The following is a 23,970-nucleotide window of genomic DNA, read 5'->3' as shown; positions in this document are numbered from 1 at the left end:
AAAGCCAAGCAGCGCAGATGCGCTGCGCCCGGCGCTTGAGGGCGAAACAAACTACGCTCTTTCGGCCTCCATCACGAAATCCGCGCACCTTTCGCCGATCATGATGCTGGGCGCGTTGGTGTTGCCGCTGACGATCTTGGGCATCACACTGGCGTCCGCCACCCACAGCCCGTCCAGCCCGTTCAGCCTTAGCGACGGATCGACCACCGCATCGGCGTCTGCGCCCATCCGGCAGGTGCCGACCGGGTGGTAGACCGTGTCAGCGCGGCTGCGGATCAGCGCGTCGAGCGCGGCGTCATCATTCAAATCAACCGGGTGGCGATCAGTTGGGCCGAATGCCTGCAACGGCGGCGCTTCGGCAATGCGGTGTGAAAGGCGCACCCCGGCGCGCAAGGTTGCCATATCGCGTTCGTCATCAAGAAAGTTGGGATCAATCACCGGCGCGGCCGCCGCATCCGCGCTGCCCAACCGCACCGTTCCCCGGCTTTCGGGGCGCAGCACGCAGGCGTGGAGCGAAAAGCCGTGCGCCTTGACCTTCTCACGCCCGTGATCTTCCAACACGGCGGGGACAAAGTGCCACTGCACATCGGGCGCTGGGCTATCGGGCATTACCGTCCAGAAACCGCCGGCTTCGGCATAGGGGGTGGTCATCACGCCGGTGCGCTTGCGCCGATGCTCGATCATCGCCGCCACCATCCGCAGGCTGCCCTTCAAAGTGCTGCCAATCGGAACGTCGCTGACTGTCTCCCAGCCGGAGACATAGTCGATATGATCCTGCAGGTTGCCGCCCACGCTTGCGCGATCCAGCACCACGTCGATCCCATGCGCCTTCAGGTGATCTGCCGGGCCGATGCCTGACAGCATCAGGACCTGCGGGCTGTTGAACGCGCCTGCTGACAGCACCACCCCGCGCCGCGCCAGCAGCGTTTCGGGTTGGCCTCCGCGCCGCACCTGCACCCCGGTCACGCGCCCGCCTTCGATCACCAGCTTTTCAACCAGCGTATCAGTGCGCACCGCGAAATTGCCCTGTTCGCGGATCGGTTCAACGTAAGCGCGCGCGGCAGACCAGCGTTCGCCCTTGCGCTGCGTCACCTGATACAGGCCGAACCCATCCTGCCGTTCGCCATTGAAATCGGCACTGGTGCGCAATTGCAGCGCGGCGGCGGCTTCGACAAAGGCGTGGCTTGCCGGGTTGGCGGCGGTCTGGTCAGACACGAACAGCGGCCCGCCTGCGCCGTGATAATCATCGCCGCCGCGTTCGTTTGCCTCTGCGCGTTTGAAGTATGGCAGCACATCGTCATAGGCCCAGCCGGTGCAGCCCTGTGCCGCCCAATTGTCGTAATCCCAGCGGCCCCCGCGGATATAGACCATCGCATTGATCGCTGACGATCCGCCCAGGCCCCGCCCGCGCGGCTGATATCCGGTGCGCCCGTTCAGGCCTTTTTGCGACACAGTTTCATAGCGGTAGTTCGATTTTTCGGGGATGAAGGGCATGAAGCCCGGCGTCTTGATCCAGACATTGTCGTTGCGCCCGCCCGCCTCGATCAGACACACCCGGCGCGTGCCATCCACCGCCAGCCGTCCTGCAACGGCACTGCCCGCGCTGCCACCGCCAATGACGATGTAATCGAAACTTTCCATGATCTCTCCCTTTGGCGGGGGAGACTAGGCAGGTTCGCTGCCCGCTGCAATCGGGTTTCGAGTCGCAACTGATGCGGCGGCAGGTGTAACCTCATCCTCGACGCGCGCCTGCCCAACCCGTGTTTTCCACCGTGCGCGGATCATGTTCGATGTTTCGCGGCTGCCATCATGGCTCCAGCCGGGTTCGCGCAGCAGGTAGCTGAGCTTGTGCCGCAACGGCGCGCGCCAGATGTCAGACAGCATCCCGATCCATTCGTGGAACACCGCCCACAACAGGTTGAAACTGCCAAGCTGTTTGACGATGCCGTAACGGATCGCCTCGTCATCCACTTCGGGTTCAAAGGTGCCGAACATCCGGTCCCAGATGATGAACACGCCCGCGTAATTGCGGTCGAGATAGCGCGGGTTGGTGGCGTGGTGGACGCGGTGGTGGCTCGGCGTGTTCATCACCGCTTCGAACCAGCGCGGCATCCGCTTGATCGCCTCGGTATGGATCCAGAACTGATAGATGAGGTTGAACCCGCTGCAGATCGCGATCATCACCGGGTGAAAGCCCAGCAACACCAGTGGTAGCGTGAACACGAAACCAAAGGTCAGCGCGCCAGTCCAGCTTTGTCGCAGCGCGATTTATTCCAAACCATTTTGCCCCGCACGGTGGTCATAAATAGCGGTATTACTTCCGAGACTTTTCGACGCGCTGACCAGCCAGAGCTTTCCAAAAAACGAAGGCAATCGTTTATTGAAGTTAACAATTAACCTCCCAACACTATACGTGTTTTGAGATTTTTCGAGTTATCACGGCCGCTTACAACGAGCGCGTAGGCATCTTCGCAAACGCCAAACTGCTTGGACATCAGAGTTTTAAATATTGAAATATTTGAATTTACTGAAAAATACAATTTTATACTCTCTTCTCCGCACGTGATCTGATATGCATCATCTTCTTTTTGAATCGTAGCTTCTCCGGGAATGATAAATGTAACAAACCAGTTAATTTCCTCATTATCACGTGATTGTACTTTGTCTGATATTTGTATTTCTTGATCTCCAGACACAATAATCACTGTGCGCGTAATCATAGCTCTTTCAGAAAGGAAGCTTTTCATCTCGCAATGAGCATCTTCACCCTCGTACCAAATCTCGGAAATCGCACCCAAGTGCGTTGGCCCCTCGAAATTCGCAAAGCGAATGTTGTCGCAATCCTCAGTGAAGACACCGCTATGGGCCCTGCTGGATCTGAACCAACGCGCTTGCTGATCCGTCTGGGTCGAAAATTTGTAGAGTCCCGCATCCAAAATGAAATCAACGTCTTGATGTTGTAATGTAATGCTCGTTTCATCGACATGCCGATGCACGAAGGTCGATCCACCGCATTTTGCGGTAAAATATAGATTATCAGTCTTGTGAATAAAAAATCCGCTTTCGGGAGAAACGGTCGTTCCCGTCTGTGGGGCATAACGCTTTGAATCGATCCAGTGGGTCGGGTGAAGTTCCGTGTCACCTATTGTTGCATAAGTGCCATTTTTTCGCACAAAAAAGCCAGCAAACATTTCGGCCAACTCTAGCTTTTCGGTGAAAACATCTAATTCAGAAACATAACCTGCCTTTTTGCAGAAGCTTACGAAGTCTCTGAATAACATCATATTAAGCATGTGATATGCAGGGCTGTTTTCGGTACAGCAGCCGCATGAGTCAAATGTTTTGTCCAAAAGTTTGCGGGCTCGGTTCAGGGCTGTGTCGGCCCAGTAAGTCCGCTGCCATACGGGAACATGCCTCTGAACCACAGCAGACTCGAGCAAAGCTCGGTCTGACATTAACCCATGGTTGTTCCAGACATAACTGGACTCGCGGGCACACCAATCCGCATGGCTTTGGGCCATAACGGCGGCGGCGCGTGCGAGGGAAGCCGAAAGAGCTATCTGGCCATTATCTTGCTTAGAAACATAATAATTAAGCAGGCGCAGTCTGTTTGCAACAGCATGTTCATCTTTCCAAGCGGGGTGCGAGAGCGGTTGAGACGACAGCCAATTTAGATATCTTTCGGTAATATCAAGCGCCCGATCAATGAAATGATTCTTCCGCTGTTCTTGGCCTGTCTTCAGCAGAGCCAGCACGGAGGGCAGCGTATGGTGCCAGAGCTGCATTGTGTTATCAAATTTTTCCCCTTGTAGTTCAAAATCATTGGGGCTCGCCTGCTTAAAAAAACCAAAAGTTGGCACATATAATTCGCCGCCCATCGCCCTATCGGCCATCTCCGTCGTAACGCCGCCGAAGGTTAACGGAACCGCATCTATCGTATAGGATGCTATTATTTCTTCTTTGAACATAATTATTACTCGACTGCTTTCTAAAAAAATTATCTATTTTTATGACTATTTACCCGATCAATTTTTTCAAAATGCGTGCTATGATGTTAACTCACGGTAGCGAGGTTTCAGTTTCGAGGTTAAGCACGGGATTGCGGCGGTATGATCCTGCGATACAGCCCAATCCAGCGGCTCAAAGCCGTCCTCAACTTCGCCTGCCACCCGGCGAATGTCATCTTCCCCGACCAGCACCGGAGCGCCGCCCAGCTTAAGCCACCATGCAAGCCCCGCCAGCGCAAGGATCGCGATCAGCGATCCAGCAGTCTGGAGCAGCAGTGGGGGAATATCCATCACAGCACCTCAGCGCGCGGCGAGCATATCGATCATCGCGCGAATCGGGCTGACGTCATAGCCCGCCTGCGCTGCAGTGCGGGCGATGGTCGCAGGATCACCACCCTGCTTCGCTTCGGCCAACGCCCACAGAAAAGTCGATCGCGTGCCCGACCGACAATAGGCGAGAATCGGCCCTTCGGCCTGCTCCAGCGCGGCAATCATTGCATCGACCTGCGGTTCGCTGAAGCCCGAATGGCCGATCGGAATCGCGGCGTAATTGAGGCCAGCGGCGGCGGCAGCAGCAGCAATATCATCTCCCTGGGGAGCATCCGGGTCTTCGCCGTCGGGACGATTATTGATGATCAGCGCGACTCCCAATCCCGCTGCGTCCGCCACATCGGAGAGAGCAAGTTGTTGACTAACCATAATATTTTCAGTGAGTTTGCGAAAATTGCTCATGGCTATTGCTGCTTTCCGGTGCGTGTCCGGCTCGTGTCATGCCCAAGCACGCGCCTGCGCACAAGCGTTCGTGCAGTCAGCCTGACCGCCCTTGTGGCAATCGCGAGGCGACACCGCCACGCAGGCCGGTAAAATCGTTCGCAAATCGACTTTTTGTGCGCTATACCGCGCTCTACGTGCGCACCGGGTATCAAGCTCGGCGCGTCTGTGTCCGGTGCGGCTCGCTGTCCACGTCACCGGCACATATGAGGACGGGCGGTGTGACAAGGTACGTACTGATCTATGGGTTACGATAGGGGACGCCGGCGCGGCCGCGACAAGCGCGACGGCTTTGGCGAAGAAAGCTTCGATCCGTTTGGCGGCAATGGCGATGGTTTTTCGCCGCCGCGCGAATTCGGAGGAGACCGCTTCGGTGGCGGCGGTGACAGGTTTGGTGGAGGCGGCGGTGCGCCACGTTCGGGCGGTGGGCCGCGTGGCCCCGGCGGCCCTGGCGGCGGCGCGGGCGGCGGTGCAGGCGGCGGCGGTTTCAGCCGTATGCCAGCCCAGATCGTCGGCACCGGCAAGGGCATCGTGAAGTTCTTCAACGTCCAGAAAGGCTTTGGCTTCATCCAGCAGGAAGGTGGCGGCGAAGACATCTTCGTCCACATCAGCGCGGTGGAACGTGCCGGGCTTGAAGGCCTCGCCGAAGGGCAGGAACTGCAATACAATCTCGTGGATCGTGGCGGGAAGGTTTCCGCTCAGGATCTTCAGGTTGTTGGCGATGTCATTGCCGTGGCGGCCAAGCCTGCCGCTCCTTCGCGGGAATTGACGGGTGAACGTGTGACCGGAACGGTCAAGTTCTTCAACGCGATGAAGGGCTTCGGCTTCCTCGTCCGTGATGATGGCCAACCCGATGCGTTTGTGCACATCAGCGCGGTGGAACGTTCGGGACTTTCAGCCCTGAACGAAGGCGAACGCTATCAGTTCGATCTCGAAGTTGACCGACGGGGCAAGCACTCGGCCGTCAACCTTTCGCCGCACGAAGGCTGACCAAAAACGCCTTGCGCTCCGCCCGGTTTGACCGCGGGTTCGCACAGGACTAATCGATTGCAGATGGCGGCTCTTCGGGGGCCGCCATTTGTGTTTCAGACCTTGTTGTTTCTCAATTCAGGAATTTGCCCATGTCGATCACCCCGCTCATGCCCGTCTATCCGCGTTGCGGCGTGCGGCCCGTGCGAGGGGAGCATTGCCACCTGATTGACGAGGACGGCACGCGTTACCTTGATTTTGCGAGCGGCATCGCGGTCAACCTGCTCGGCCATTCGCATGAAGGGCTGATCGGTGCGATCCAGCAACAGGCCGCCACGCTGATGCATGTGTCGAACCTGTATGGCAGCCCGCAGGGTGAGCGGCTGGCGCAGATGCTGGTCGACAATACCTTTGGTGACACGGTGTTCTTCACCAATTCGGGTGCCGAGGCGGTGGAGACCGCGATCAAGACCGCGCGCGCCTATCACCAGAATGCTGGCGATGAGGGCGATGCCAGCCGGTTTGAGATCATCACCTTCCACAACGCCTTCCACGGGCGCACGATGGCGACCATCAGCGCATCCAACCAGACCAAGATGCACCACGGATTTTCGCCACTGCTCGAAGGGTTCAAATATGCCCCGTTCGACGATCTTGACGCGGCAAGGGCTCTGATCGGGCCGCACACTGCGGGCTTCATGGTCGAACCGATTCAGGGTGAGGGCGGGATTCGTCCCGCATCGCAGGCATTCATGGCGGGCCTGCGCGCGCTGGCGGATGAGCATGATCTGATGCTGATTCTCGACGAAGTGCAATGCGGCGTCGCGCGCACCGGCAAGCTGTATGCCCACGAATATTACGGGATTACGCCCGACATCATGGCGACCGCCAAGGGCATCGGCGGCGGGTTCCCGCTGGGCGCTTGCATCGCCACCGAAAAGGCGGCGCGTGGGATGACCTTGGGAACCCACGGATCAACCTATGGCGGCAATCCGCTGGCGATGGCGGCGGGGACGGCGGTGATGGAAGCGGTCGCCAATGAAGCATTCCTCGCTTCGGTGCGCGAAAAGGGCGAGCGGCTGCGCACCCGGCTCGAACAGTTTATCGGCAATTATCCCAACCTGTTCGAACTGGTGCGCGGCAAGGGGCTGATGCTCGGCCTCAAGATGACCGTGGAAAGCCGCCCGTTCTTTGTCCACCTGCGCGATCATCACCAACTGCTGACTGTGGCGGCGGGCGACAACACTATCCGCATCATTCCGCCGCTGGTGGTTGGTGATGCCGAGATTGACGAATTCTTCGACAAGTTGTCGGCGGGTGCGGCCAGCTTTACAGTGCCGGAGCCTGCATGATGGGGACAGGCAAACAGGCCCGCCACTTTCTCGATCTGACCGATGCCGGGGCGGATGATGTCGCCGCGATGATCGCCGACGCGATTGACCGCAAGGCCGCGCGCGCGGGGCGACCCAAAGGCGCAGCCGATGCCGATGCGCCGCTGGCAGGGTATGTGCTGGCGCTGGTGTTCGAGAAGAATTCGACCCGCACCCGTGTCAGCTTTGACATCGCGATGCGGCAATTGGGTGGCAGCGTGCTGATCCTCGATTCGGCCTCCAGCCAGCTGGGGCGCGGCGAGAGCATCGCCGATACCGCCCGCGTGTTGAGCCGGATGGTCGATGCCATCATGCTGCGCACCGACGATCATGCCAAGATCGAGGAAATGGCTCGCCATGCGACCGTGCCGGTGATCAACGGCCTGACCGACAAATCGCATCCCTGCCAGATCGTCGCCGATCTGCTGACCATGATCGAACATGGCAAGGCGCTGCCCGGGCTGGAGGTCGCGTGGTTTGGCGATGGCAACAACGTGCTGCATTCGATCCTTGAAGCGGCAGGCCTGTTCAAGTTCAACGTGCGGGTTGCAACGCCTGCGGGGTATGAACCCGATCCGGCCTTCGTTGCCATGGCGCGGGCAGGCGGGGCGGTAGTGACGCTCACGCAGGATGCGCAAGCTGCGGCGCGCGGGGCCGATGTATTGATCACCGATACGTGGATTTCGATGGGGCAGGCCGATGCTGCGGAAAAGAAGTCCGCGATGGTGCCGTTTCAGATCAACGCTGCGCTGATGGCTGCGGCAAAGCCCGACGCGGTGTTCCTTCACTGCCTGCCCGCACACGTTGGCGATGAAGTCAGCGAGGATGTGTTCGAAGGCCCGCAATCGGTCGTGTTCGATGAAGCGGAAAACCGCATCCACGCGCAAAAATCGGTGTTGCTGTGGAGTTTCGGACGCATCGGCGACGATTAAGCCTGCCGCCCGGGGGGCTTGGCTCGGCTGCCCGCAATCCCCATATGCGCCGCCATGGCTGATATGACCGCAATGACAGAGACCTATTCCGACAAGCTGATGGGCTTCACCCTTCCCGGCCGCAGTGCGCGCGGGCGGGTGGTGCGGATGGACGGCGTGCTCGATGCGGTGCTGTCGGCGCATGATTACCCTGCGCCGATCACGCATCTGCTGGGTGAAGCGCTGGTGCTGGGCGCGCTGATGGGCGGATTGCTCAAAGGCGAAACCGCGCAGATGACGATCCAGGCGCAGACCAGCGGCGGGATCGTGAAACTGCTGGTGTGCGATTACCGCGCGGGCGCGGTGCGCGGCTACGTCGATTTCGATGGAGAGCGGCTTGAACACCTTGGGGCTAACCCCACGCTTGAGGCTCTGTTCGGCGAAGGCTACCTTGCCATCACCTTCGAGACTGAGGGCAATCAGCGGTATCAGGGGATCGTGCCGCTGGAAGGTGCGAGCCTTGCCGAAGCGTGCGAGAGCTATTTCAGCCAGTCCGAACAGATCCCGACACTAATCCGCGTGGCCAGCCGCGCCGGGGCCAAGGGCCGCGCTGCCGCCGGGCTGCTGGTGCAGCATCTGGCCGATGGCGAGGAAGGGCGCGAGCGGCTGCACGTGCGGCTTGACCATCCCGATTGGGAACATGTCGCGGTGCTGGCCGGAACCATCAGCCATGACGAATTGCTCGATCCTGCGCTGTCGCTCGAAGCGATTATCTGGCGATTATTCCACGAGGAAGACGAAGTGCGTGTGCAGACCGGGGCGGCACTATCGCGTGGGTGCCGGTGCAGCAGCGAACATTACGCATCAATCATCGCGCGCTTTCCGCCCGAGGAGCAGCAGGAGATGCGCAATGACGACGGCATTATCGTGGTCGACTGCGCGTTTTGTTCGCGCGCCTTTGCGCTGGCCGTCTGACAGCCAGTCAAAAATTCGCTATATTATGCGCGTATGCCTAAATTGTGCCATCCGTGGTTAAGCTAACAGCGGATATTGAGGGAATTATGAAGCTCATTTCGATCAGCTGGATGCGCGCGTTTGCGCTTGGCAGTCTTGCGGCTGGAGCGGCGCTGTGGCTGGCCGTGCCGGGGCTGGCGCAGGGCAAGGGTCTGGCCATGCTGGGCACGCTGACCAAGGGCGAATGGACGATTAAACAGCGCGATGGCGCGCCTGATCGCAAAATCTGCCTGCGGTCAGGGGCGGAGCTGATCCAGATCATGCACCAGGAAAATGGCTGCAATCAATTCGTAGTGGAAGATGGAGCCGCGCGCGTCACGGTGCAGTACACCTGTCCCGGGAATGGCTATGGCCGCACCAGCATTCGCCGCGAAACCGGGGCGCTGGTGCAGATCGAAAGCCAGGGCATTCATGATGGAATGCCGTTTCAACTAGTGGCTGAGGCACGCCGCACCAGCAGCTGTTGAGCAGGCCGGATTGCGTTTGCGCGCACCCATGTTAGGGCGCGCATCATGACTGGTTCTCAAGACAATCCCACCTATCCGATTGCTGTGGTGCTGTTATCCGGCGGGCTGGATTCGATGGTGACCGCCGCACTGGCGCAGGAACGCGGCTTTGCGGTTCACGCGCTGTCGGTGGATTATGGCCAGCGCCACCGGTTGGAGCTGGAATCCGCCGCGCGGATTGCAGAGCGGCTGGGCTTGGCCCGGCAAACGTGCATTGCGCTTGATCTGCGGGCGTTTGGTGGATCAGCGCTGACCGCTGCCATTGATGTGCCCAAAGGCGGGGTGGGACACGATATTCCGGTCACCTATGTGCCTGCGCGCAATCTCGTATTTCTCGCGCTGACCACAGCCTGCGCCGAAGCAGCGGGTGCTCGCGACGTGTTCATCGGGGTCAATGCGCTCGACTATTCCGGCTACCCCGATTGCCGGCCCGAATTCATCGCCAGCTTTACCGAAACGGCGCGGCTCGGCACCAAGGCCGGGGTTGAGGGCGCGCCCTTCACGATCCACGCCCCGCTCCAGCACATGACCAAAGCCGATATCGCCCGCGAATGCGCACGGCTCGGACTTGACCCGGCGTGGAGCTGGTCGTGCTACGATCCGACGCCCGATGGCACGGCGTGCGGATTGTGCGATTCGTGCCGTTTGCGGAAAAAGGGTTTTGCCGAAGCCGGAATAGTCGATAGCACGGCTTACAGCGCCTGACGGCAGCCATCCGGCCGACCTTTAACCAGACCATACCGATAGGGGATCATTCTTGAGCGAGGAAGCAACTGCGGCGCAGGCCCGTGAGGATGCGCCAGCGTCCGCATATAGCTGGTATGTCCTGGGCGTGTTGGTTGTGGTCTATATCCTCAATTTCATCGATCGGCAGATCCTCTCGATCCTCGCTGTCGATATCAAGCGCGACCTCGACCTGACCGATGGACAGTTGGGTTTCTTGGGCGGGGCTGCCTTTGCGGTGTTCTATGCGTTGTTTGGTGTGCCGTTGGGCCGACTGGCGGACCGTTGGCATCGTGTCCGCCTGCTGACTATCGGCTTGGTCTTGTGGTCAACCATGACCGCGCTATCCGGGCTTGCGCGCAATTATTTTACGCTGTCACTGGCACGGATGGGGGTAGGGGTTGGCGAAGCAACCGCGAGCCCGACCGCTTATTCGCTGATTTCAGATTATTTTCCCACCCGCCAGCGCGCTACTGCATTGGCAATCTATTCGTCCGGCCTGTATCTTGGCGGTGGGGTCTCACTTTTTATTGGCGCCAAGATTTCGCAGGTCTGGGACGCGGCCTATCCGGGCGGCGGAATCGGTGGGTTGGTTGGCTGGCAGGCCGCATTCATGGCGGTAGGCCTGCCCGGCCTACTGCTTGCGCTGTGGGTAGCGTCGCTGCGTGAACCCGCACGACCGCCCGAAGAAAATGCAAGTGGCCGCCATCCGTTGTTTGATTTCTTCACCGACCTGTCGATGCTGCTGCCGCCTTTTACAGTGATCCATGCCATGCGCCGTGGCCCAATGGCGGTGCTGATCAACCTGGCGATGGCGGCGGCCATGATCATCCTTGCTGTGATCATGACCAAGCTGACTAACAATTTGCCACAATGGTCGGCCATGGCGTTCGGCTATTATGCGGTGTTTTCCTGGGCTGCGACGCTCCGGCGCCACGATCCTGCTACCTTCAGCCTGATCTGGGGTACGCCGGCCTTCATTTGCACGGCTCTGGGATATGGGCTCGTATCGCTCGGCGCCTATGCGCTGGCGTTCTGGGCTGCGCCCTATGCGGAGACTGTGCTCAAGCTGCCGAAGGAAGAACTCGCCTTCGTGCTCGGCGGCAGTGGCGCGGTGTCCGGTTTCCTCGGAGTGATCCTGGGCGGGCGCATGTCTGACTGGCTGCGGGTCCGAAATCCATCGGGACGCATTCTCGTCATCATGTTCGGCATCATCGCCCCGGTGATCCCGATCTGGGTTGGCTTCACCACAGAGAACGCGGCGCTGTTCTATGTAATGAATTTCCTCGCTGGCCTGTTCGCTGCGACCGCTCTGGGCGCGGCGGCGGCGACCACGCAGGATCTGGTCCTCCCGCGGATGCGAGGTACTGCGACGGCCTCATTCTTTCTTGCGACCACGCTGGTTGGCCTCGCGATTGGGCCTTACATGGTCGGACAGATTTCAGAGTTGACCGGAAGCATGCGGATGGGCGTTCTTTCGCTGATCGCGGTGGCACCGATATCGCTCATTCTGCTGATCTACGCTTACCGTGCGCTACCAGTTGCCGAAGCGACCATCGGGCAGCGCGCCCGGGCAGCAATGGGCGAGTGAGTGCCAACACCAGAACCGGGAGTGTTTCCCCCGATCATTCCGGGGTATAGCAATCAGGTGCAGGCCGAGATGTTATGGAGGGCGGATTCTGCCCGCCACCAAGCGGTTGCGTGTGGAGGCTCTGCTAGTCTGTGTTGCGACGTTGGCTAGCCTGAGGCTTCACTTCGCTTCACTTCACGCCTTGCCATCGGGCTTACCGTCACAGAAACGGTGAACCGGGATGACCGGAGCTGCGGAAAAGATTCCATCCTGACCTCATCAGAATCAACACTTCATGTCTTTGAAGCACTGCGTTTTCTGAGTAGCCATCTGCTTCCACTAGGCTGCAATATGCTTCAAGTTAGGAAGCAAGAGCGCCGAGCAGATGACGCGCCAATCATTTGATCCTGGCCGAAGTGGAGCTACCGTCGGCGACTTAACCACATAGCTGATCCCCGATCGAACTTGTGATGTCAGCACAAGGCAGGATCTCGCTATGGCGACCCTGAGTGCGCAAGGTCTCGCCACTTCAACGACACTCATTTGACGAGACACCAGCAAAAAAGGGGCCGGATTGCTCCGGCCCCTCTTCAATACCCTTAGTGGGGTGACTTACATGCCCGAACCCGGACCATAAGTCACTTCCACGCGGCGGTTCTGCGCTTCGCGCACACCGTCGGCGGTCGGGACGCGCGGCTGCGATTCGCCAAACGCTTCACCCGTGATGCGGCCATCAGGGATCCCGCGACCGTTCAGGTAGCTGCGGACCGATGCGTTACGCCGTTCAGCCAAGCCGATGTTGTACTTGACGCTACCCGCACGGTCAGTGTGACCTGCCAGCATCACGTTTGCCGAACCACAATTGGCGTAGGCAGTGACGGCGCTGTTGAGGATGGTTGCAGCCTCAGCCGTGATGTCCGACTTATCAAAGTCGAAGAACACGATGTACGGACCCGTGTTGCACGGCACCGGCGGTGGTGGCGGCGGCGGCGGAGGTGGCGGCGGAGGCGGTGGTGGCGGAGGCGGAGGCGGCGGTGCCACCGGTGCCACAACAGGTTCTTCACCACCGAAGTTGTAAGTGATCGAACCCAGCAGCGAGTGCGTGACAAGTTCGGTATCGAGGGTGCGCCCCAACGGGTCGACAAGTTTCATGTCAGGGGCATTGAAGTACCGATATTTCAGACCGATATCCCACGCTTTACTGACAGGAAGCCGAACACCTGCGAGAATTTGCCAAGCCAAACCTGTATCGGAGTCGTTCCAGACACCGGGGCCTCTGACATCCACGCTGGCGTCCATGTCCACACGGGCCACACCGATGCCGCCGCCGAGAAATGCCTGAAGGCTATCGTCGTCGCCGAAATCTACCAGGCCGTTCAACATGAAACTGAGCGCATTCATTTCCCCAAACGCACTACGCTTCCCATTGAAGGTGTTGACGCTGGGAGGAAAGAGCGCGAGGCCTTGGCTGCCGGCGGTAACATCTTCCGGATCGATAGCAGCGCGATAGCTGGTTTCGGCTTCGAGGCGGAAAACCCCAAAGTCGTAGCCGACTGCGGCACCAAAATCGAACCCAGTGTCGTAGCCGACGCCTGCATTGTCTTTCACACCGTTGACATCGAGATCCTGGTCTTCGACAATCATGGCACCAGCATCGCCCTGAATGTACCATTGGCCGTCGCGGGCCATGGCAGGCGTTGTCAGCGCGGTCGAAGCCATCGCCATTCCAATGACGAGTTTGCGCATACTCAGATTCCCCTTTTATATTAGACTTGAGGCACAGACTGTCTCTATCTTTTCCCTATGTCTGAGGCAAGCCATCAATCACACAAGGGTGTTGCAAGAATGTCGCGATGGGGCGGTCGCGTCCAAAAATGCACTTATGATCGCCGGGTGATGTGCGTCCATTTTAGTCTGTCACGGGTGCAAAAATCCCGATGTCACGCAGAGCTTCGATCAACTCACTGATCGCGGCGCGCGCTTCGGCATCAATTACGGCGCCGGACGCCGGGATTGCAGGTGTAGAAGCGACCCGCCAGCCTGATTGATAAAGCAGGAACTGATCCGCCGCGCTGTCAAACATGAACATGCCTTCGCGCGGTGCAATGAAGTGCCAACTGCCGCCAATCCGAATGGTGATATGGTCTTCGCAACCTTCCCACTCCTGCGTTGCAGTGGCAGTGATCCGGAAGCAGTCGCCTTCGTTGGAATTCGTCGGCGGTGCAGGCTGCGAGGCTATCACAGAGCGGCGATGCAGCGAATCCACAATAACAAGCGACTGATTGAGGAAGAATTCCTTTTGTGCCTGGCCTGCGATCAGCAATGGCAAGCCGATGTTCGGCGTGGAGGAGGTGAAGGTAAAAGGTTCGGACATGCAAAACTCCTGAGCTTGGTTAAAGCGACGCGAGCAACAGCGCCGGTGAGCGGTCAAATGTTCCGACCTGCATGACCCACAGATCGGCATTGCCATGCGTGTCCCGCAGGCTCGCAATTTCTGGCTGAGTCAGCGACAGCTGCGGTTCGCTGCGCGTCCATGTGACGTGCGGCGCGGCGGTCGGGCCGTAGCCGATTTGATAAAGTTCGCGTTCTTCGACCAGTGGCACCTCGACCGCATTGTCCCAGCGCCATTGCCCGCGCGCGCGCCGGGTCCAGCTGAAATGCCGGGTCTGGTCCGGATCGATTCGTTGACGCGGGTGAACCGGGCACGGTGGGCGACGCGAGAGACCGGGATTGGCGAGCGGGGCGAGCACCGCTTCGGTATCGCCTCTCCCGATTGCCGCGATCCGCGTGGTCGGCAGCGGTGGAACAAGCTCCTGATCGAGCGCTACCAGACTGTCATCCAGCAGGACGGCAAGGGTCTGCGCAGGATGGCCCTGCGCCGCGCCGTGCTCGGTGCCGCCGCGTCCGCGAAGCAATCCTGACAATTCCCACCGGCGGTTGCCCAAGGGGGCGGCCCGCACAAACTGGATGACCTCACTGCCGACCAGCAAACGGTTGGCTCCTGCGGCGAGGCCATCAATGCTTGTTTCAGTGAAGGCGATGTCGTCTGCGACGAGTTCGATTACAGCCTTGGCTTCCGGCTCGAACAGTAAAGCCCGCGAAGGGGGCAGGGGTTCAAAAAGTGTGCCAATAATGGCGCGCTGCGATCCGCTGGTGCCCAGATCGACCATCGCGGTGCCTTGAACGGCAAACAGCGCCGCACCGCGCCAAGCATTATTTTCGGCCGAAACGGCTGCGAAAATCAGAGATGCAGCGGGATTGGCATTGCCGTCTGCCGGAACTTCTATGGCGGCCAGCTTCGTATTCGGGATCACCAGATCTGACGGCGGCAAGGGCTCGCCCGGATCGCTGATGCGGGCCGTTGTAAGGCCGGGCGCGAGCCGTTCCAATTCGAGCTCAATCCCGCGGTCGAGCCATTCCCAACTGCGCAATAGCCAGTATCCGGGAGCATCGGGAATGCGCACGATGGTGCCGGGGGATAGGCGCGGGTCGATTTCGCTGGTGCGCCAGAGCACCGTTTCGTGCTGCCAGCGTGCACGATTCGCACTGTCATTGGCCAGCTGCCGTGCTCCGCTCGCGTTCATGGTGGCGGGCAGATCAACCATCAATTCGCGGCCCACCTGCCGCGTGCCAATCGCGCGCTGAACGCCCGGCTGGTAATCGCGATCTTCATCGTAATAGCGCAGGGCCGCCGGTTCCTGGGTCGGGACACCTGACCGCTGCTTGTGCCGGGCTTCGTCTGTGCCATTGTCGCGCAGCGCGAGTTGGGCGGGCAGAGTTATGATTTCGCCATCTGGGACCGCCCGAGGGGCAATGATCGGGCCATATTTGCCTGATGTGCAGATCAGAGGGATGACCTGATCAATTGCTGCCAAACTTGCGGCAAGCGGCCCGCCTTCATCGGCAAAGCCCCGGGCATGGGCCAGCATGACCGGCATCGCAGCCGGAACCGCCCCAGGCACCAACCGTTCCAGAGAAACAGTGTCATCGCCCCCTTCGGCGAAGATTTCGAAGCTGAGCGCCGGGATACGGTTGCCAAAATCTCCCAGTTCAAGATCTTCGAACACCACATAGGCACAGTCCCGGAAGGCTGGTGCCTGACCGCTTTTGGCGGCCGCGATCAGGGGATCAACCGGGTCGTCGCCGTGGCCGCTATAGATGCGCAGGCTCCCGCCTGCCTTGAGGTCGCCAAGGCTTCCGCGCAGCAGGTTGCCATCGGCCCAGACCCGCCCGAGCCGCGCAATCGGGGTGCTGGACAATGCGACCGCGAAGGAGGCCGTATAGGAGAAGGTGACAGTCGATGGCTGGCCCTTGCGTCCCTTTTCCTTGCGCCTGTTTTCAATCAGGTCGGTTGACCAGATCACCGAACCGGGCACCCGCATCCGCCCGAAGTGGCGGGCGATTGGCTGGCCATAGCTCGACGTGCTGATCGTCACTTCGCGCAGACGAGGCCCTTGGCGGGTGCCGCCGCCAAAAATGAGCCCATCGACCTGCTGACCGACCAACGCGCCAATCGATCCGCCAATCGGCCCACCAACGGCGGTGCCGATGGCTGTAAGCACCAATGTTGCCATAAAATCAGCCTTCCATTTGTTGTGCGACCTGCCACTTGATGTGGAGCCGCCAAGCGGGATCAAGCGGTTGCCACACCACTTTTCGCAGCCCGGCATGGGCATGAATGATGCTGGCCGCGCTCGCGGCGATGGCCAGATGATGCTGGCAATGGCTAAGCGCGATCAACAGCACATCGCCCGCGCGGATTGGCCCGGGCGACGCCGTCAGTCCTGATCGGTCGGCAAAATGTAGCCAATGGTCCACCGACAGGTTGCGCAAGCCGTAACCACTGGGCGCACGCGGAGTTGCTCCGGTCGCGGATAGCGCTGCGACCACCAGCCCGACACAATCGAGACCAGTTGCAGGGTCGCGTCCGTGAAGCCGGAACGGGCTGCCGACCAGCTTTGCCGCTGCCTCGGCCAGCGCAACGCCCGGATTTGGCGCGCCCGCCCCAATCATGGTTGGCCGTAACGCGACAGCAGATCATTGCCCGGCAGGAACGGTTCACCGCGGAAGTTGATACTATTGGCAAACCGGCCCACGCAGGTGGCAAAGGTATGATCGCATCCTTCGCGCAGTTCAGCGCGGGTGCCGATAGCGGTTCCCGCCACCAGCGGCCGATCGAGTGTGAGCCAGTCCGCGTCCGCATCGATGATACCGAAATCCAAGCCAGTCTGCGGCCCAGACAGGAACCGCAATTTACCGTCGACGTAATTTTCCCCGATCAGGCCAGCAAAACGCACCCGGTTCGTTTCGGGGTCAATCGCATCAAGCAAGCGGAAGGTAGTGAAACGCACCGCCGAAAGCCCGCATCCCCGGCCACAGAACTCGGCCCGGCAGGTCGGGCTGGTGCGCGGAACAAGGTCGCGTTCGAGCAGGCTTTTGTTTGATCGCAGCTCGGCGGTGAACTGCGTCTGATTGTCCTCGATCCGGCCAATTTGCCCTGAATAGAGCGTGGAATGATCAAGCGTGATCCAGTCGACCGCGCCGATTTCGATCGCGGCTTCATCGAACAGTCCGGCGGCAAGTTCTTCTTCGCGGATCGAATCATGGTGCAGCGCACCTTGTGCTTCGGCGCTGTCGTTGCTGAGTTCAACCGTGAGTCGGATCGCGGCAGGGATCATGCCGGGCGCGGCGCGGTGGGTTATGCCGCCGAAGGTCAGATCGCGGTTATGGCTGGTAAAGGCGAGTGCGGCCCCATCACGGCGATAAATGCGCCAGAAGGTCGCGACCGTATCAAGCTCGCGGTCGAAGAACACCCGCATCAGGCTGTCTCCCGCAGTTCGATCAGCGGGATTGATGGTGCCTCCCCGGCTGCAAAATCCACTGCGGACACGTCAAGTCGGTCTTCGGCGAATCGTACCGGAACATCGAACAGGAACCCAGCACGCACCTCTGCCCCGGGAGGCGGTGCGGCGAGGAACCGAAGCACGCCTTTCTCGCTCAGCGTCCAGCCAGTGCTCGCGCCGCCGCCGATGCTGACCAGCAGCGTTTCCGGCCGCGGCCGGGTGATTGGGCGCACTTGCGGCTCGCCTGTCCCATAGGACTTGATCAGCTGGAAATCCGCCGTGGCGCCGTCGCCAATGCCGATCAACTGATCGAACATGGTTGGCGTGCCGGTCATCGCGTTGGAGCTGTTATCGAACGGATCCATCATGCGGAACCCGCGCGCCGGGCCTCGCCGGGCGCGGAAGAAAGCGACGAGTTCGGACAGTTCCGTCTCTGACCGGATGCCGGGGCCGACATCGAAATGCAGCCGCGCATCCGACCACAGCGAATTGCGCCGTTCGTGCCCCGATGCGGTCACCGCAATCGAGGTCGAGAATTCCGGCGCGACCGAGGCATTACGCCCCAGTGCAAAGGGGTAAAGCACGTTGTCGAACGGATCCATGGCTTGCTCCGGGGATGGGGCGAGGCGGGTGTAGCCATCGCGGTTGACCTGCGGCAGCGCCCAGACATAGCGGCGGGCGATGCCGCGCTCGGCTGCTTCATCGATCCCATTGTCGATCCGCAGCCAGAAAAGTTCGGCATCGGCAGGATCGAGCACGAAACCGGCGAGATAATCCTGAAGCGCAGACGGGTAGCCGAGCCAGGAATCGACAAAGGCATAGGCCGCGCGCCGCGCCGCATCCGCTCCGCCGGTGAGCCAGTCGTAGTCTTCGATTTGCAGCCGGTCGAACGCCGGTGCCGCCCAGCCAGATGGCAGGTTCGCCCGAAACAGTTCAGGCCTGTTCGGGTCGAGAATGGTCGGCGTGAATGTCAGCAGCAGCACCTCTGACGGCCCCTGCGCGGCGTTGCGAACGACGGCGGTCAGGTTCGCGGTCGATTGTGCCAGCAGCACGCCTGCTTCATCGAGCAAGGCGGTTTGCGCGAAGGTCAGTGGGCCGCCGACATCGGTGATTATCGGCGGGGTGCCGCCGAATGCTGCCTTTGCAGCGTCATCATACAGGCAGATTTCTCCTGCCGATGTCACCCACCACCACGGCTCGCCTATCTGGAAGCGCACCGGCAGACCTGCCTGCCTAAGCAGCGCCACGAAGTCGCGGGCCACGTCCATCAGCCATGCCATCGCTTGCGTATTTGCCGGAGACAGCAAGGTCGATGGTGGCACCCAGCCGGTTAATGCAGGGGCGCCGCTTGCGGTGCGCTGCTTCCAGGCATCCGGGCAATAGGCATCGAACAATTCATACGAGAGCGAGGCGATGACTTCGAAGGCTCCGGCCTGCGCAAGCTCGAAGTAATTGCGGTGCCAGGCAACCGCTGGCGCACTAAGTTCTCCTGCGGTTGTCACCTTGACCTTGCCAGTCGGCTGCTGCGCGAGCCGCATGAAATGGCTCATGCCGACATAGTGGATCAGATCCTGACGATAGCCGAGACCGGTCACCGCGCGCAGCAGGCGGGCCGGGGTCTGGTTGAAGGCATCGTCGTAGGCGGTAGCGATTCTCGTGCCATGCGGCGGCAGCAGAACATCGCCGACCTCCAGCATGGCGCGGGCACCATCGGCGACGATATCGGACACGGTCACCGCACCATTGAAGCGCGCAGGCAGCGGCGCGGCGCTGCCCGGAACGTGGCCGGGCGCGACCAGCGAGATGAACATGCGGTCGATGTCGCCGGGGTGGACAGGCTCACCCGGCAGGCCAAAGCCCGCTTGAAGATCGGAGAACGGCAAGGTTATGCGGGCATCGGTGGGGGTGCCTTGCGCATAATTCCATAGCCTTACAAACCACGTCCGGGGCGTGCCAGCGGCATCGCGCCCTTCGATCGTCAGCGTTGGCCCGTTGGGCAGATCAAGCGCGATCACGCCTTCGGACTGCCAGCGAAAGCTGAGCGTGGTGTGCGCGTAATCGCGATCGGTTTCATAGGCGAGCAGCGGATGATCGAGCGTGTCGACGCTGTCCCAGATCAGCCCGACCAGTTCGCCTGCGTGGTGCAGTTCAACCTCGACCCGCAGCGCATCAGGCGCAATCGTCACCGCCGAAGCCATCGCAGGTCGGGGGAAATTGACCGTCCAGAACCGCGGGTCGAACCGCTGGATAAAGCTGCTTTCCTGCGTGCGGCGTTCGCGTGCGAGCCAGAATGCCATGATAATTCCCCCGATCAGGCCTGTTGCAAGGAGCGGCGCACCGCGCTGGCGATTTGCCGGGATGAACGTTGCATCGCGGTGGGCGCGGCCACCCCGCGCGGAACGGCGAGTTGAATGGCGACCCGCACATCGCGGCCCTGTGCGGCGATGCCGTTGTCGATCCGGCCCGATGAAGTGGGGACGAACACTTCCGGCCCGCGCTCACCCACCAGAAACGCCCGCCCGGGGCTGACCGGGCCGCCGGTCGCGCGGCCCGGCAAGCCGAACAGTGCGCCGAGTGACTGGCTGATCAGTCCCCCCAGGCCCCCGCCCCCGCCCCCGCCGCTGCTCGCACCGCCGAACAGGTTGCTGATGCCCGATTGCAGCGCATGGGCGGCGATTTCGTTGAGCGCATTGAACGCTGTGCGCTTCAGATCATCAAATCCCAGACTGCCGCGCCGCAGCGCTGATAGCAGTCCGTTTTCAAGCACATTGCCCGCCCGCCCGAACCCGTCGAGCAACGACGTGTCGAGCGAGCGGCGCATGGTTTCCAGATCGGTGGTAAAGCCATCGGTGCGGGCGCGCACGTCGATCACCAGTTCTTCGAAATTATCGTTCATCAGCGTCGCGCTCCATCATGCGGGCGATCATCTCGCGGCTGGGTGGGGGTGGGCAGGCGGGATCATCAGGCGCGGCCAGCGCCATCGCCAATTCGGCCGGGGTGGCGTTCCAGAATTCAACCGGGCGCCAGCCGAGCAGGCGGGCCGAGAGGCTGCACCAGCGCGCGGCGCAGGCGGCGAAGGTCGAGGTCACGTCTCACCCTGAAGCACCTGCGCCAGCACTGCGCGCACCGGCTGGGTGGCGGCCACTAGCCCCATTGCCAGCACTGCCTGACCCACGGCTGCACGGTCAGGCCGCGATTCCGGCGGCAAGCAATGCCACAGCAGCGCGGTCATCTCGGTCAGGGTCAGCGCGCCCGCCGCCGCGCGTTCGACCAGCGCGAACAGCGATCCCAGTTCGGCTTCGGCCAGCACCAGGCTTTCAAAGGTCGGTCGCAGCACATAGCCCATCCCCGCCACCATCAGCACGCTTTCCCCGCGCAGGGGATTGGCGGCGGCGGTCATGCTGGCACGACCGGCCCGGAGCTTTCGAGCTGGAGCGTATAATTGCGCTCCCCATTGAAATCCCCGGCATAATCGAGCCGTTGCACCAGAAACCGTCCGCGCAGCCGCTCGCCATCCTCGAATGACAATTCATAACCGGCAAGCGTCCCGGCCAGCGCATGGCTGCGCACCGCGCTTTCCGCTGCACTGCCGAGGAAGATTCCCGCAGCGCTGACAGACACTGATCGGGTGCCCGCGCCGGACAAAAGGTCGCGCCAGCCGCCCGAATCCTTGTGGGTGATGACTACCGTGTCGCCATTGATCGACATTTGCGTGGTGCGAAGGCCTGCGACGGTCTGATAGGCGGGGGGTGAGGCCCCATCGGTGATCTTGAGCAGGAAGGCGGCGCCGGATTGGGCGGGCATGGGCGTTACTCCTAATTTTGTTCAAGGATGCGGAAACGAAATTCGATCAGCGCGGCCCGGCGATTGTCGGCGCGGGCTTCGCTGCGCGAACGCAGAAACCGGATTGAGGCGAGTTCGAAACCAGGCTGAAACGGCGGCAGGTCAAGCACCCGGCGTTCAATCGCGGCGAGCAAGGGGGCGTCGGCGGCGGTGAGATCAATGCGGGTTTCCAGCTCCAGCGCGATCCGCGTTTCGCGGCCCTGCCGGTCTTTGGAGCCCCAATCGATCGAAGCGCTTGCCGCGATGCCGAGCCACGGCGGGCTGACGCTGAGCGGGGATTCTTCCTCGATCGCATTGATCGCGGCGAGCGCGGGATCGGCCCTGAGCCAGGCGATCAGTGCGGCGCGCAGGTCATTTTCCATGGTGGTCAATTCCCTGTTCTGTCTGTTGAAGCGATATCGGCGGTGAAATCGGGCCACAGCGCGGTGGCAGAACGCCACTCCGCACCCGGCGCGCGGCGTTCCCTGCGACGATCAACTGCGCGGCTGGCGGCGATCTGTTCGGCCCGCGCGCGCAGGCGCTGCACTAGCCGGGCGCTGGCTGCTGCGGCGCGGATCATGCCAGCCTCGTGCTGCGCCATGGCCGCCACAGCGCGGTAACGCTGGCGGGCACCGCTGCGCCGCCCTTGCCATCGCGGTCACGCTCACGATAGAGATGCGCGGCCAGCCGGATGATCCCATGACGCAGCGATGCGGGCAGGCTGTCCCAGTCATCGGCAATCCCGACGACCAGTTGCAAGGCGATCCCGCGCCCTTCGAACGGGCGCAGCAATTGCACGCATGCGCTGACCGCGATGCGCCACTCCAGCGCGTCGGTTGGCAGCGGCAATGCTTCACGCGTGCCATCGGCAGTGATCCATGCCGCGCCAGTGATTTCGCGCACCGGGCGCGATACCAGTTCCTGCCACCCCGCGTGCGGCGCGATGATTTCCTCGACCGTCTGCGCCAGCGGCATCTTGCCGGTGAAGGCTTCGCAGATGGCCAGACTGGCATCGATCAGCCCGATCAGGGCCGCATCGTCATTGGGGCGGCTGATCCCGAGCCAGTGCTTGAGCTCCGCCAGCGCCGCGCCGTCAAGCGCTGCTGGCTGCAAGATAGTCCGCTCCATCGCGGGTTCTCCAATTCTGTGTTCGAGACAAAATGCGCCCGCATCGCTGGGTCAGGCGGGAAGGGGGCCTGAAGCGATGCGGGCGCGAGACACCGGCAAGGGAGCAAGGGGGGACTCGACCTTGCCGGGGGATCGAAGCCTAAGTTAACACCTAGGCTTCGATCTTCAGCAGCTTGATCGCGTTGGAATCGAGCACTTTGCCGCCCACCCGCTTGGTGGCGTAGAAGTGCACGAAGGGCTTGTTGGTGAACGGATCGCGCAGCACCCGGGTCGCGCCGTTTTCAGCGATCAGATAGCCGTGGCGGAAATTGCCGAACGCGATCGGGAAGGCCCCGCCTGCGACATCGGGCATATCCTCCGCCTCGATCACCGGATAGCCCAGCAGGCGGTCAGGCTGGCCTTCGACCATGCCCGGCTGCCACAGGAACGCGCCATCGGCGGTCTTGAGCTTGCGCACCGTTGCCAGCGTTGACGAATTCATCACGAACACCGCGCCCTGACGGTGGCCCGATTTGAGCGAGTGGATCAGGTCGATCAGCCGCGCATCGGGCGCCGCGTCGAACCCGGCGGCGCTTCCCGATCCGATATATTGCATCGTCCCGAATGCCCGCACGCCGTCTTCGGCAGTGGCGGTTGGAGCGTTGAGGAAGCCTTCGGGCTGGTTGATCCCGGTTCCGTTGACGAATGCCGTGCCTTCGGCGCGCGCGAATTCCAGCGCGATCTCGCTGGCCAGCCAGGTTTCGATGTCGAAAGCGGCGTCATCCAGCATCCCCTGGCTCGCCGCCGGGTTGGCGTAGAGATCGCCCGATGGCGGGGCGATTTCAGCAAATTGCGGGGTTGCGGTTTCCGGGCGCGGGGCGGCTTCGCTGACCCAGCCTGACGCGGTGCCGCCGGTAGCAACCAGCTTGCGATAGCCAGACGTGCCGGTCTGCACCACCTGAGCAATCGCGCGGATCGGGCTGATTTCGGCGAGTTCAGCGGCAATCACCGCGTCGATCTGGCGCGGCACGGCATAGCCGCCATCGCCGGGGGCGGTGCCGCTGATCGACTTGAGTTCGGTTTCACGTCCACGGCGCAGATAGCCATCGACGAAGCCTTTGACTTCAGGAGCGTCGCTCGCCGGGGTGCCGCCCATCGCCGGGCGGGTGGCGGCGCGGGCGACTTTGTCGAGCCGCGCTTTCACCTCGTCGACATCGGTGCGCAGGCCGGAAATGGCCGCATCGGCCTGATCCTGCCGGGCAATGATGTCAAAGCTGGCGTCCAGCGGATCGGTGGTGGTCATCGCAGGTTGGGTATGTTCCATGGGGCATTGGCCTTTCGGTTGGGCAGAAAAAAG

The 23,970-nt window shown here is 61.4% G+C and carries 25 protein-coding genes and 1 pseudogene; 7 read left to right on the top strand and 19 right to left on the bottom strand.

Annotation, left to right across the window (positions count from 1 at the left end; genetic code table 11):
* Positions 1 to 51 precede the first annotated feature (51 nt).
* From ABIE62_RS04165 to ABIE62_RS04145, 5 genes and pseudogenes are all read right to left on the bottom strand, one after another.
* A complete protein-coding gene (locus ABIE62_RS04165) occupies positions 52 to 1,641 on the bottom strand; it encodes a GMC family oxidoreductase (protein WP_354323819.1) in 1,590 nt (529 codons plus the stop codon).
* Between the two features lie 24 nt (positions 1,642 to 1,665).
* A pseudogene (locus ABIE62_RS04160) lies at positions 1,666 to 2,265 on the bottom strand (sterol desaturase family protein); the annotation flags it as partial.
* A 128-nt stretch (positions 2,266 to 2,393) separates the two neighbouring features.
* Positions 2,394 to 3,968, bottom strand: a complete 1,575-nt coding sequence (locus ABIE62_RS04155; RefSeq protein WP_354323817.1) for a heparinase II/III domain-containing protein — start codon at positions 3,966 to 3,968, stop codon at positions 2,394 to 2,396.
* Positions 3,969 to 4,046: 78 nt separating this feature from the next.
* Positions 4,047 to 4,298: a hypothetical protein gene (locus ABIE62_RS04150; protein WP_354323815.1), complete on the bottom strand. Its 252-nt coding sequence runs from the start codon at positions 4,296 to 4,298 to the stop codon at positions 4,047 to 4,049.
* Between the two features lie 9 nt (positions 4,299 to 4,307).
* Positions 4,308 to 4,739, bottom strand: coding sequence for a protein tyrosine phosphatase family protein (locus tag ABIE62_RS04145; RefSeq protein ID WP_354323813.1), 432 nt, complete (start codon positions 4,737 to 4,739; stop codon positions 4,308 to 4,310).
* A 282-nt stretch (positions 4,740 to 5,021) separates the two neighbouring features.
* On the opposite strand from ABIE62_RS04145, the gene ABIE62_RS04140 reads away from it, so the two are divergent.
* From ABIE62_RS04140 to ABIE62_RS04110, 7 genes are all read left to right on the top strand, one after another.
* The gene (locus ABIE62_RS04140) at positions 5,022 to 5,768 is read left to right on the top strand and encodes a cold-shock protein (RefSeq protein WP_354323811.1); all 747 of its coding nucleotides are present in this window, start codon (positions 5,022 to 5,024) and stop codon (positions 5,766 to 5,768) included.
* A gap of 131 nt (positions 5,769 to 5,899) precedes the next feature.
* Complete coding sequence (locus ABIE62_RS04135; protein WP_354323809.1) at positions 5,900 to 7,099, top strand: aspartate aminotransferase family protein; 1,200 nt, start codon at positions 5,900 to 5,902, stop codon at positions 7,097 to 7,099.
* Positions 7,099 to 8,049, top strand: a complete 951-nt coding sequence (argF, locus tag ABIE62_RS04130; RefSeq protein ID WP_354324093.1) for an ornithine carbamoyltransferase — start codon at positions 7,099 to 7,101, stop codon at positions 8,047 to 8,049. Before ABIE62_RS04135 ends, argF begins: the two co-directional genes overlap by 1 nt.
* 54 nt (positions 8,050 to 8,103) lie before the next feature.
* Positions 8,104 to 9,003 carry an Hsp33 family molecular chaperone HslO gene (gene hslO, locus ABIE62_RS04125; RefSeq protein WP_354323807.1) on the top strand — a complete coding sequence of 300 codons (900 nt, stop codon included), beginning with the start codon at positions 8,104 to 8,106 and terminating at the stop codon, positions 9,001 to 9,003.
* An 86-nt stretch (positions 9,004 to 9,089) separates the two neighbouring features.
* A complete protein-coding gene (locus tag ABIE62_RS04120; RefSeq protein ID WP_354323805.1) occupies positions 9,090 to 9,509 on the top strand; it encodes a hypothetical protein in 420 nt (139 codons plus the stop codon).
* Between the two features lie 45 nt (positions 9,510 to 9,554).
* Positions 9,555 to 10,253, top strand: coding sequence for a 7-cyano-7-deazaguanine synthase QueC (gene queC / locus ABIE62_RS04115; protein ID WP_354323803.1), 699 nt, complete (start codon positions 9,555 to 9,557; stop codon positions 10,251 to 10,253).
* A 52-nt stretch (positions 10,254 to 10,305) separates the two neighbouring features.
* Positions 10,306 to 11,862 carry a spinster family MFS transporter gene (locus ABIE62_RS04110; RefSeq protein WP_354323800.1) on the top strand — a complete coding sequence of 519 codons (1,557 nt, stop codon included), beginning with the start codon at positions 10,306 to 10,308 and terminating at the stop codon, positions 11,860 to 11,862.
* Between the two features lie 591 nt (positions 11,863 to 12,453).
* On the opposite strand, the gene ABIE62_RS04105 is transcribed toward ABIE62_RS04110, so the two are convergent.
* The 14 genes from ABIE62_RS04105 to ABIE62_RS04040 form a co-directional block, all read right to left on the bottom strand.
* Complete coding sequence (locus ABIE62_RS04105) at positions 12,454 to 13,587, bottom strand: OmpA family protein (protein WP_354323798.1); 1,134 nt, start codon at positions 13,585 to 13,587, stop codon at positions 12,454 to 12,456.
* 163 nt (positions 13,588 to 13,750) lie between these two features.
* A complete protein-coding gene (locus ABIE62_RS04100; protein ID WP_354323796.1) occupies positions 13,751 to 14,215 on the bottom strand; it encodes a DUF2793 domain-containing protein in 465 nt (154 codons plus the stop codon).
* A gap of 19 nt (positions 14,216 to 14,234) precedes the next feature.
* Positions 14,235 to 16,415, bottom strand: coding sequence for a GTA baseplate fiber-binding domain-containing protein (locus ABIE62_RS04095; protein ID WP_354323795.1), 2,181 nt, complete (start codon positions 16,413 to 16,415; stop codon positions 14,235 to 14,237).
* A gap of 4 nt (positions 16,416 to 16,419) precedes the next feature.
* Positions 16,420 to 16,854 carry an NlpC/P60 family protein gene (locus ABIE62_RS04090; protein WP_354323793.1) on the bottom strand — a complete coding sequence of 145 codons (435 nt, stop codon included), beginning with the start codon at positions 16,852 to 16,854 and terminating at the stop codon, positions 16,420 to 16,422.
* Positions 16,851 to 17,660: a phage/gene transfer agent baseplate hub protein gene (locus ABIE62_RS04085; RefSeq protein ID WP_354323792.1), complete on the bottom strand. Its 810-nt coding sequence runs from the start codon at positions 17,658 to 17,660 to the stop codon at positions 16,851 to 16,853. The genes ABIE62_RS04090 and ABIE62_RS04085 overlap by 4 nt, the downstream gene beginning before the upstream one ends.
* Positions 17,660 to 19,981: a DUF2460 domain-containing protein gene (locus ABIE62_RS04080; protein WP_354323790.1), complete on the bottom strand. Its 2,322-nt coding sequence runs from the start codon at positions 19,979 to 19,981 to the stop codon at positions 17,660 to 17,662. The genes ABIE62_RS04085 and ABIE62_RS04080 overlap by 1 nt, the downstream gene beginning before the upstream one ends.
* 14 nt (positions 19,982 to 19,995) lie before the next feature.
* Positions 19,996 to 20,580 (bottom strand): tail tape measure protein, encoded by a 585-nt coding sequence (locus ABIE62_RS04075; RefSeq protein ID WP_354323789.1) that lies wholly within the window; start codon positions 20,578 to 20,580, stop codon positions 19,996 to 19,998.
* Positions 20,570 to 20,773, bottom strand: a complete 204-nt coding sequence (locus tag ABIE62_RS04070) for a phage tail assembly chaperone (protein WP_354323787.1) — start codon at positions 20,771 to 20,773, stop codon at positions 20,570 to 20,572. Before ABIE62_RS04070 ends, ABIE62_RS04075 begins: the two co-directional genes overlap by 11 nt.
* Positions 20,770 to 21,084, bottom strand: coding sequence for a GTA-gp10 family protein (locus tag ABIE62_RS04065; RefSeq protein WP_354323785.1), 315 nt, complete (start codon positions 21,082 to 21,084; stop codon positions 20,770 to 20,772). The genes ABIE62_RS04070 and ABIE62_RS04065 overlap by 4 nt, the downstream gene beginning before the upstream one ends.
* Positions 21,081 to 21,488, bottom strand: a complete 408-nt coding sequence (locus ABIE62_RS04060) for a phage major tail protein, TP901-1 family (RefSeq protein ID WP_354323784.1) — start codon at positions 21,486 to 21,488, stop codon at positions 21,081 to 21,083. The genes ABIE62_RS04065 and ABIE62_RS04060 overlap by 4 nt, the downstream gene beginning before the upstream one ends.
* Positions 21,489 to 21,499: 11 nt before the next feature.
* Positions 21,500 to 21,889 carry a DUF3168 domain-containing protein gene (locus tag ABIE62_RS04055; protein ID WP_354323782.1) on the bottom strand — a complete coding sequence of 130 codons (390 nt, stop codon included), beginning with the start codon at positions 21,887 to 21,889 and terminating at the stop codon, positions 21,500 to 21,502.
* 5 nt (positions 21,890 to 21,894) lie between these two features.
* On the bottom strand, positions 21,895 to 22,086 hold the full coding sequence (locus ABIE62_RS04050) for a hypothetical protein (protein ID WP_354323780.1): 192 nt from the start codon (positions 22,084 to 22,086) through the stop codon (positions 21,895 to 21,897).
* The gene (locus ABIE62_RS04045; protein WP_354323778.1) at positions 22,083 to 22,634 is read right to left on the bottom strand and encodes a head-tail connector protein; all 552 of its coding nucleotides are present in this window, start codon (positions 22,632 to 22,634) and stop codon (positions 22,083 to 22,085) included. Before ABIE62_RS04045 ends, ABIE62_RS04050 begins: the two co-directional genes overlap by 4 nt.
* A gap of 151 nt (positions 22,635 to 22,785) precedes the next feature.
* Positions 22,786 to 23,937 (bottom strand): phage major capsid protein, encoded by a 1,152-nt coding sequence (locus tag ABIE62_RS04040; protein WP_354323776.1) that lies wholly within the window; start codon positions 23,935 to 23,937, stop codon positions 22,786 to 22,788.
* Positions 23,938 to 23,970: the final 33 nt, after the last annotated feature.

Source organism: Porphyrobacter sp. MBR-155 (assembly GCF_040547625.1).
In the GTDB taxonomy this organism is placed as follows: domain Bacteria; phylum Pseudomonadota; class Alphaproteobacteria; order Sphingomonadales; family Sphingomonadaceae; genus Erythrobacter.
Note: the sequence above shows the minus strand (reverse complement) of the source record. Positions and strands in the feature narration are given on the sequence as shown.

Coding starts and splice junctions, on each gene's coding strand:
- ABIE62_RS04165 (WP_354323819.1), bottom strand. CDS start 1,641: ATGGAAAGTTTCGATTACATCGTCATTGGCGGTGGCAGCGCGGGCAGT.
- ABIE62_RS04155 (WP_354323817.1), bottom strand. CDS start 3,968: ATGTTCAAAGAAGAAATAATAGCATCCTATACGATAGATGCGGTTCCG.
- ABIE62_RS04150 (WP_354323815.1), bottom strand. CDS start 4,298: ATGGATATTCCCCCACTGCTGCTCCAGACTGCTGGATCGCTGATCGCG.
- ABIE62_RS04145 (WP_354323813.1), bottom strand. CDS start 4,739: ATGAGCAATTTTCGCAAACTCACTGAAAATATTATGGTTAGTCAACAA.
- ABIE62_RS04140 (WP_354323811.1), top strand. CDS start 5,022: ATGGGTTACGATAGGGGACGCCGGCGCGGCCGCGACAAGCGCGACGGC.
- ABIE62_RS04135 (WP_354323809.1), top strand. CDS start 5,900: ATGTCGATCACCCCGCTCATGCCCGTCTATCCGCGTTGCGGCGTGCGG.
- argF (WP_354324093.1), top strand. CDS start 7,099: ATGGGGACAGGCAAACAGGCCCGCCACTTTCTCGATCTGACCGATGCC.
- hslO (WP_354323807.1), top strand. CDS start 8,104: ATGGCTGATATGACCGCAATGACAGAGACCTATTCCGACAAGCTGATG.
- ABIE62_RS04120 (WP_354323805.1), top strand. CDS start 9,090: ATGAAGCTCATTTCGATCAGCTGGATGCGCGCGTTTGCGCTTGGCAGT.
- queC (WP_354323803.1), top strand. CDS start 9,555: ATGACTGGTTCTCAAGACAATCCCACCTATCCGATTGCTGTGGTGCTG.
- ABIE62_RS04105 (WP_354323798.1), bottom strand. CDS start 13,587: ATGCGCAAACTCGTCATTGGAATGGCGATGGCTTCGACCGCGCTGACA.
- ABIE62_RS04100 (WP_354323796.1), bottom strand. CDS start 14,215: ATGTCCGAACCTTTTACCTTCACCTCCTCCACGCCGAACATCGGCTTG.
- ABIE62_RS04095 (WP_354323795.1), bottom strand. CDS start 16,415: ATGGCAACATTGGTGCTTACAGCCATCGGCACCGCCGTTGGTGGGCCG.
- ABIE62_RS04090 (WP_354323793.1), bottom strand. CDS start 16,854: ATGATTGGGGCGGGCGCGCCAAATCCGGGCGTTGCGCTGGCCGAGGCA.
- ABIE62_RS04085 (WP_354323792.1), bottom strand. CDS start 17,660: ATGCGGGTGTTCTTCGACCGCGAGCTTGATACGGTCGCGACCTTCTGG.
- ABIE62_RS04080 (WP_354323790.1), bottom strand. CDS start 19,981: ATGGCATTCTGGCTCGCACGCGAACGCCGCACGCAGGAAAGCAGCTTT.
- ABIE62_RS04075 (WP_354323789.1), bottom strand. CDS start 20,580: ATGAACGATAATTTCGAAGAACTGGTGATCGACGTGCGCGCCCGCACC.
- ABIE62_RS04065 (WP_354323785.1), bottom strand. CDS start 21,084: ATGACCGCCGCCGCCAATCCCCTGCGCGGGGAAAGCGTGCTGATGGTG.
- ABIE62_RS04060 (WP_354323784.1), bottom strand. CDS start 21,488: ATGCCCGCCCAATCCGGCGCCGCCTTCCTGCTCAAGATCACCGATGGG.
- ABIE62_RS04055 (WP_354323782.1), bottom strand. CDS start 21,889: ATGGAAAATGACCTGCGCGCCGCACTGATCGCCTGGCTCAGGGCCGAT.
- ABIE62_RS04050 (WP_354323780.1), bottom strand. CDS start 22,086: ATGATCCGCGCCGCAGCAGCCAGCGCCCGGCTAGTGCAGCGCCTGCGC.
- ABIE62_RS04045 (WP_354323778.1), bottom strand. CDS start 22,634: ATGGAGCGGACTATCTTGCAGCCAGCAGCGCTTGACGGCGCGGCGCTG.
- ABIE62_RS04040 (WP_354323776.1), bottom strand. CDS start 23,937: ATGGAACATACCCAACCTGCGATGACCACCACCGATCCGCTGGACGCC.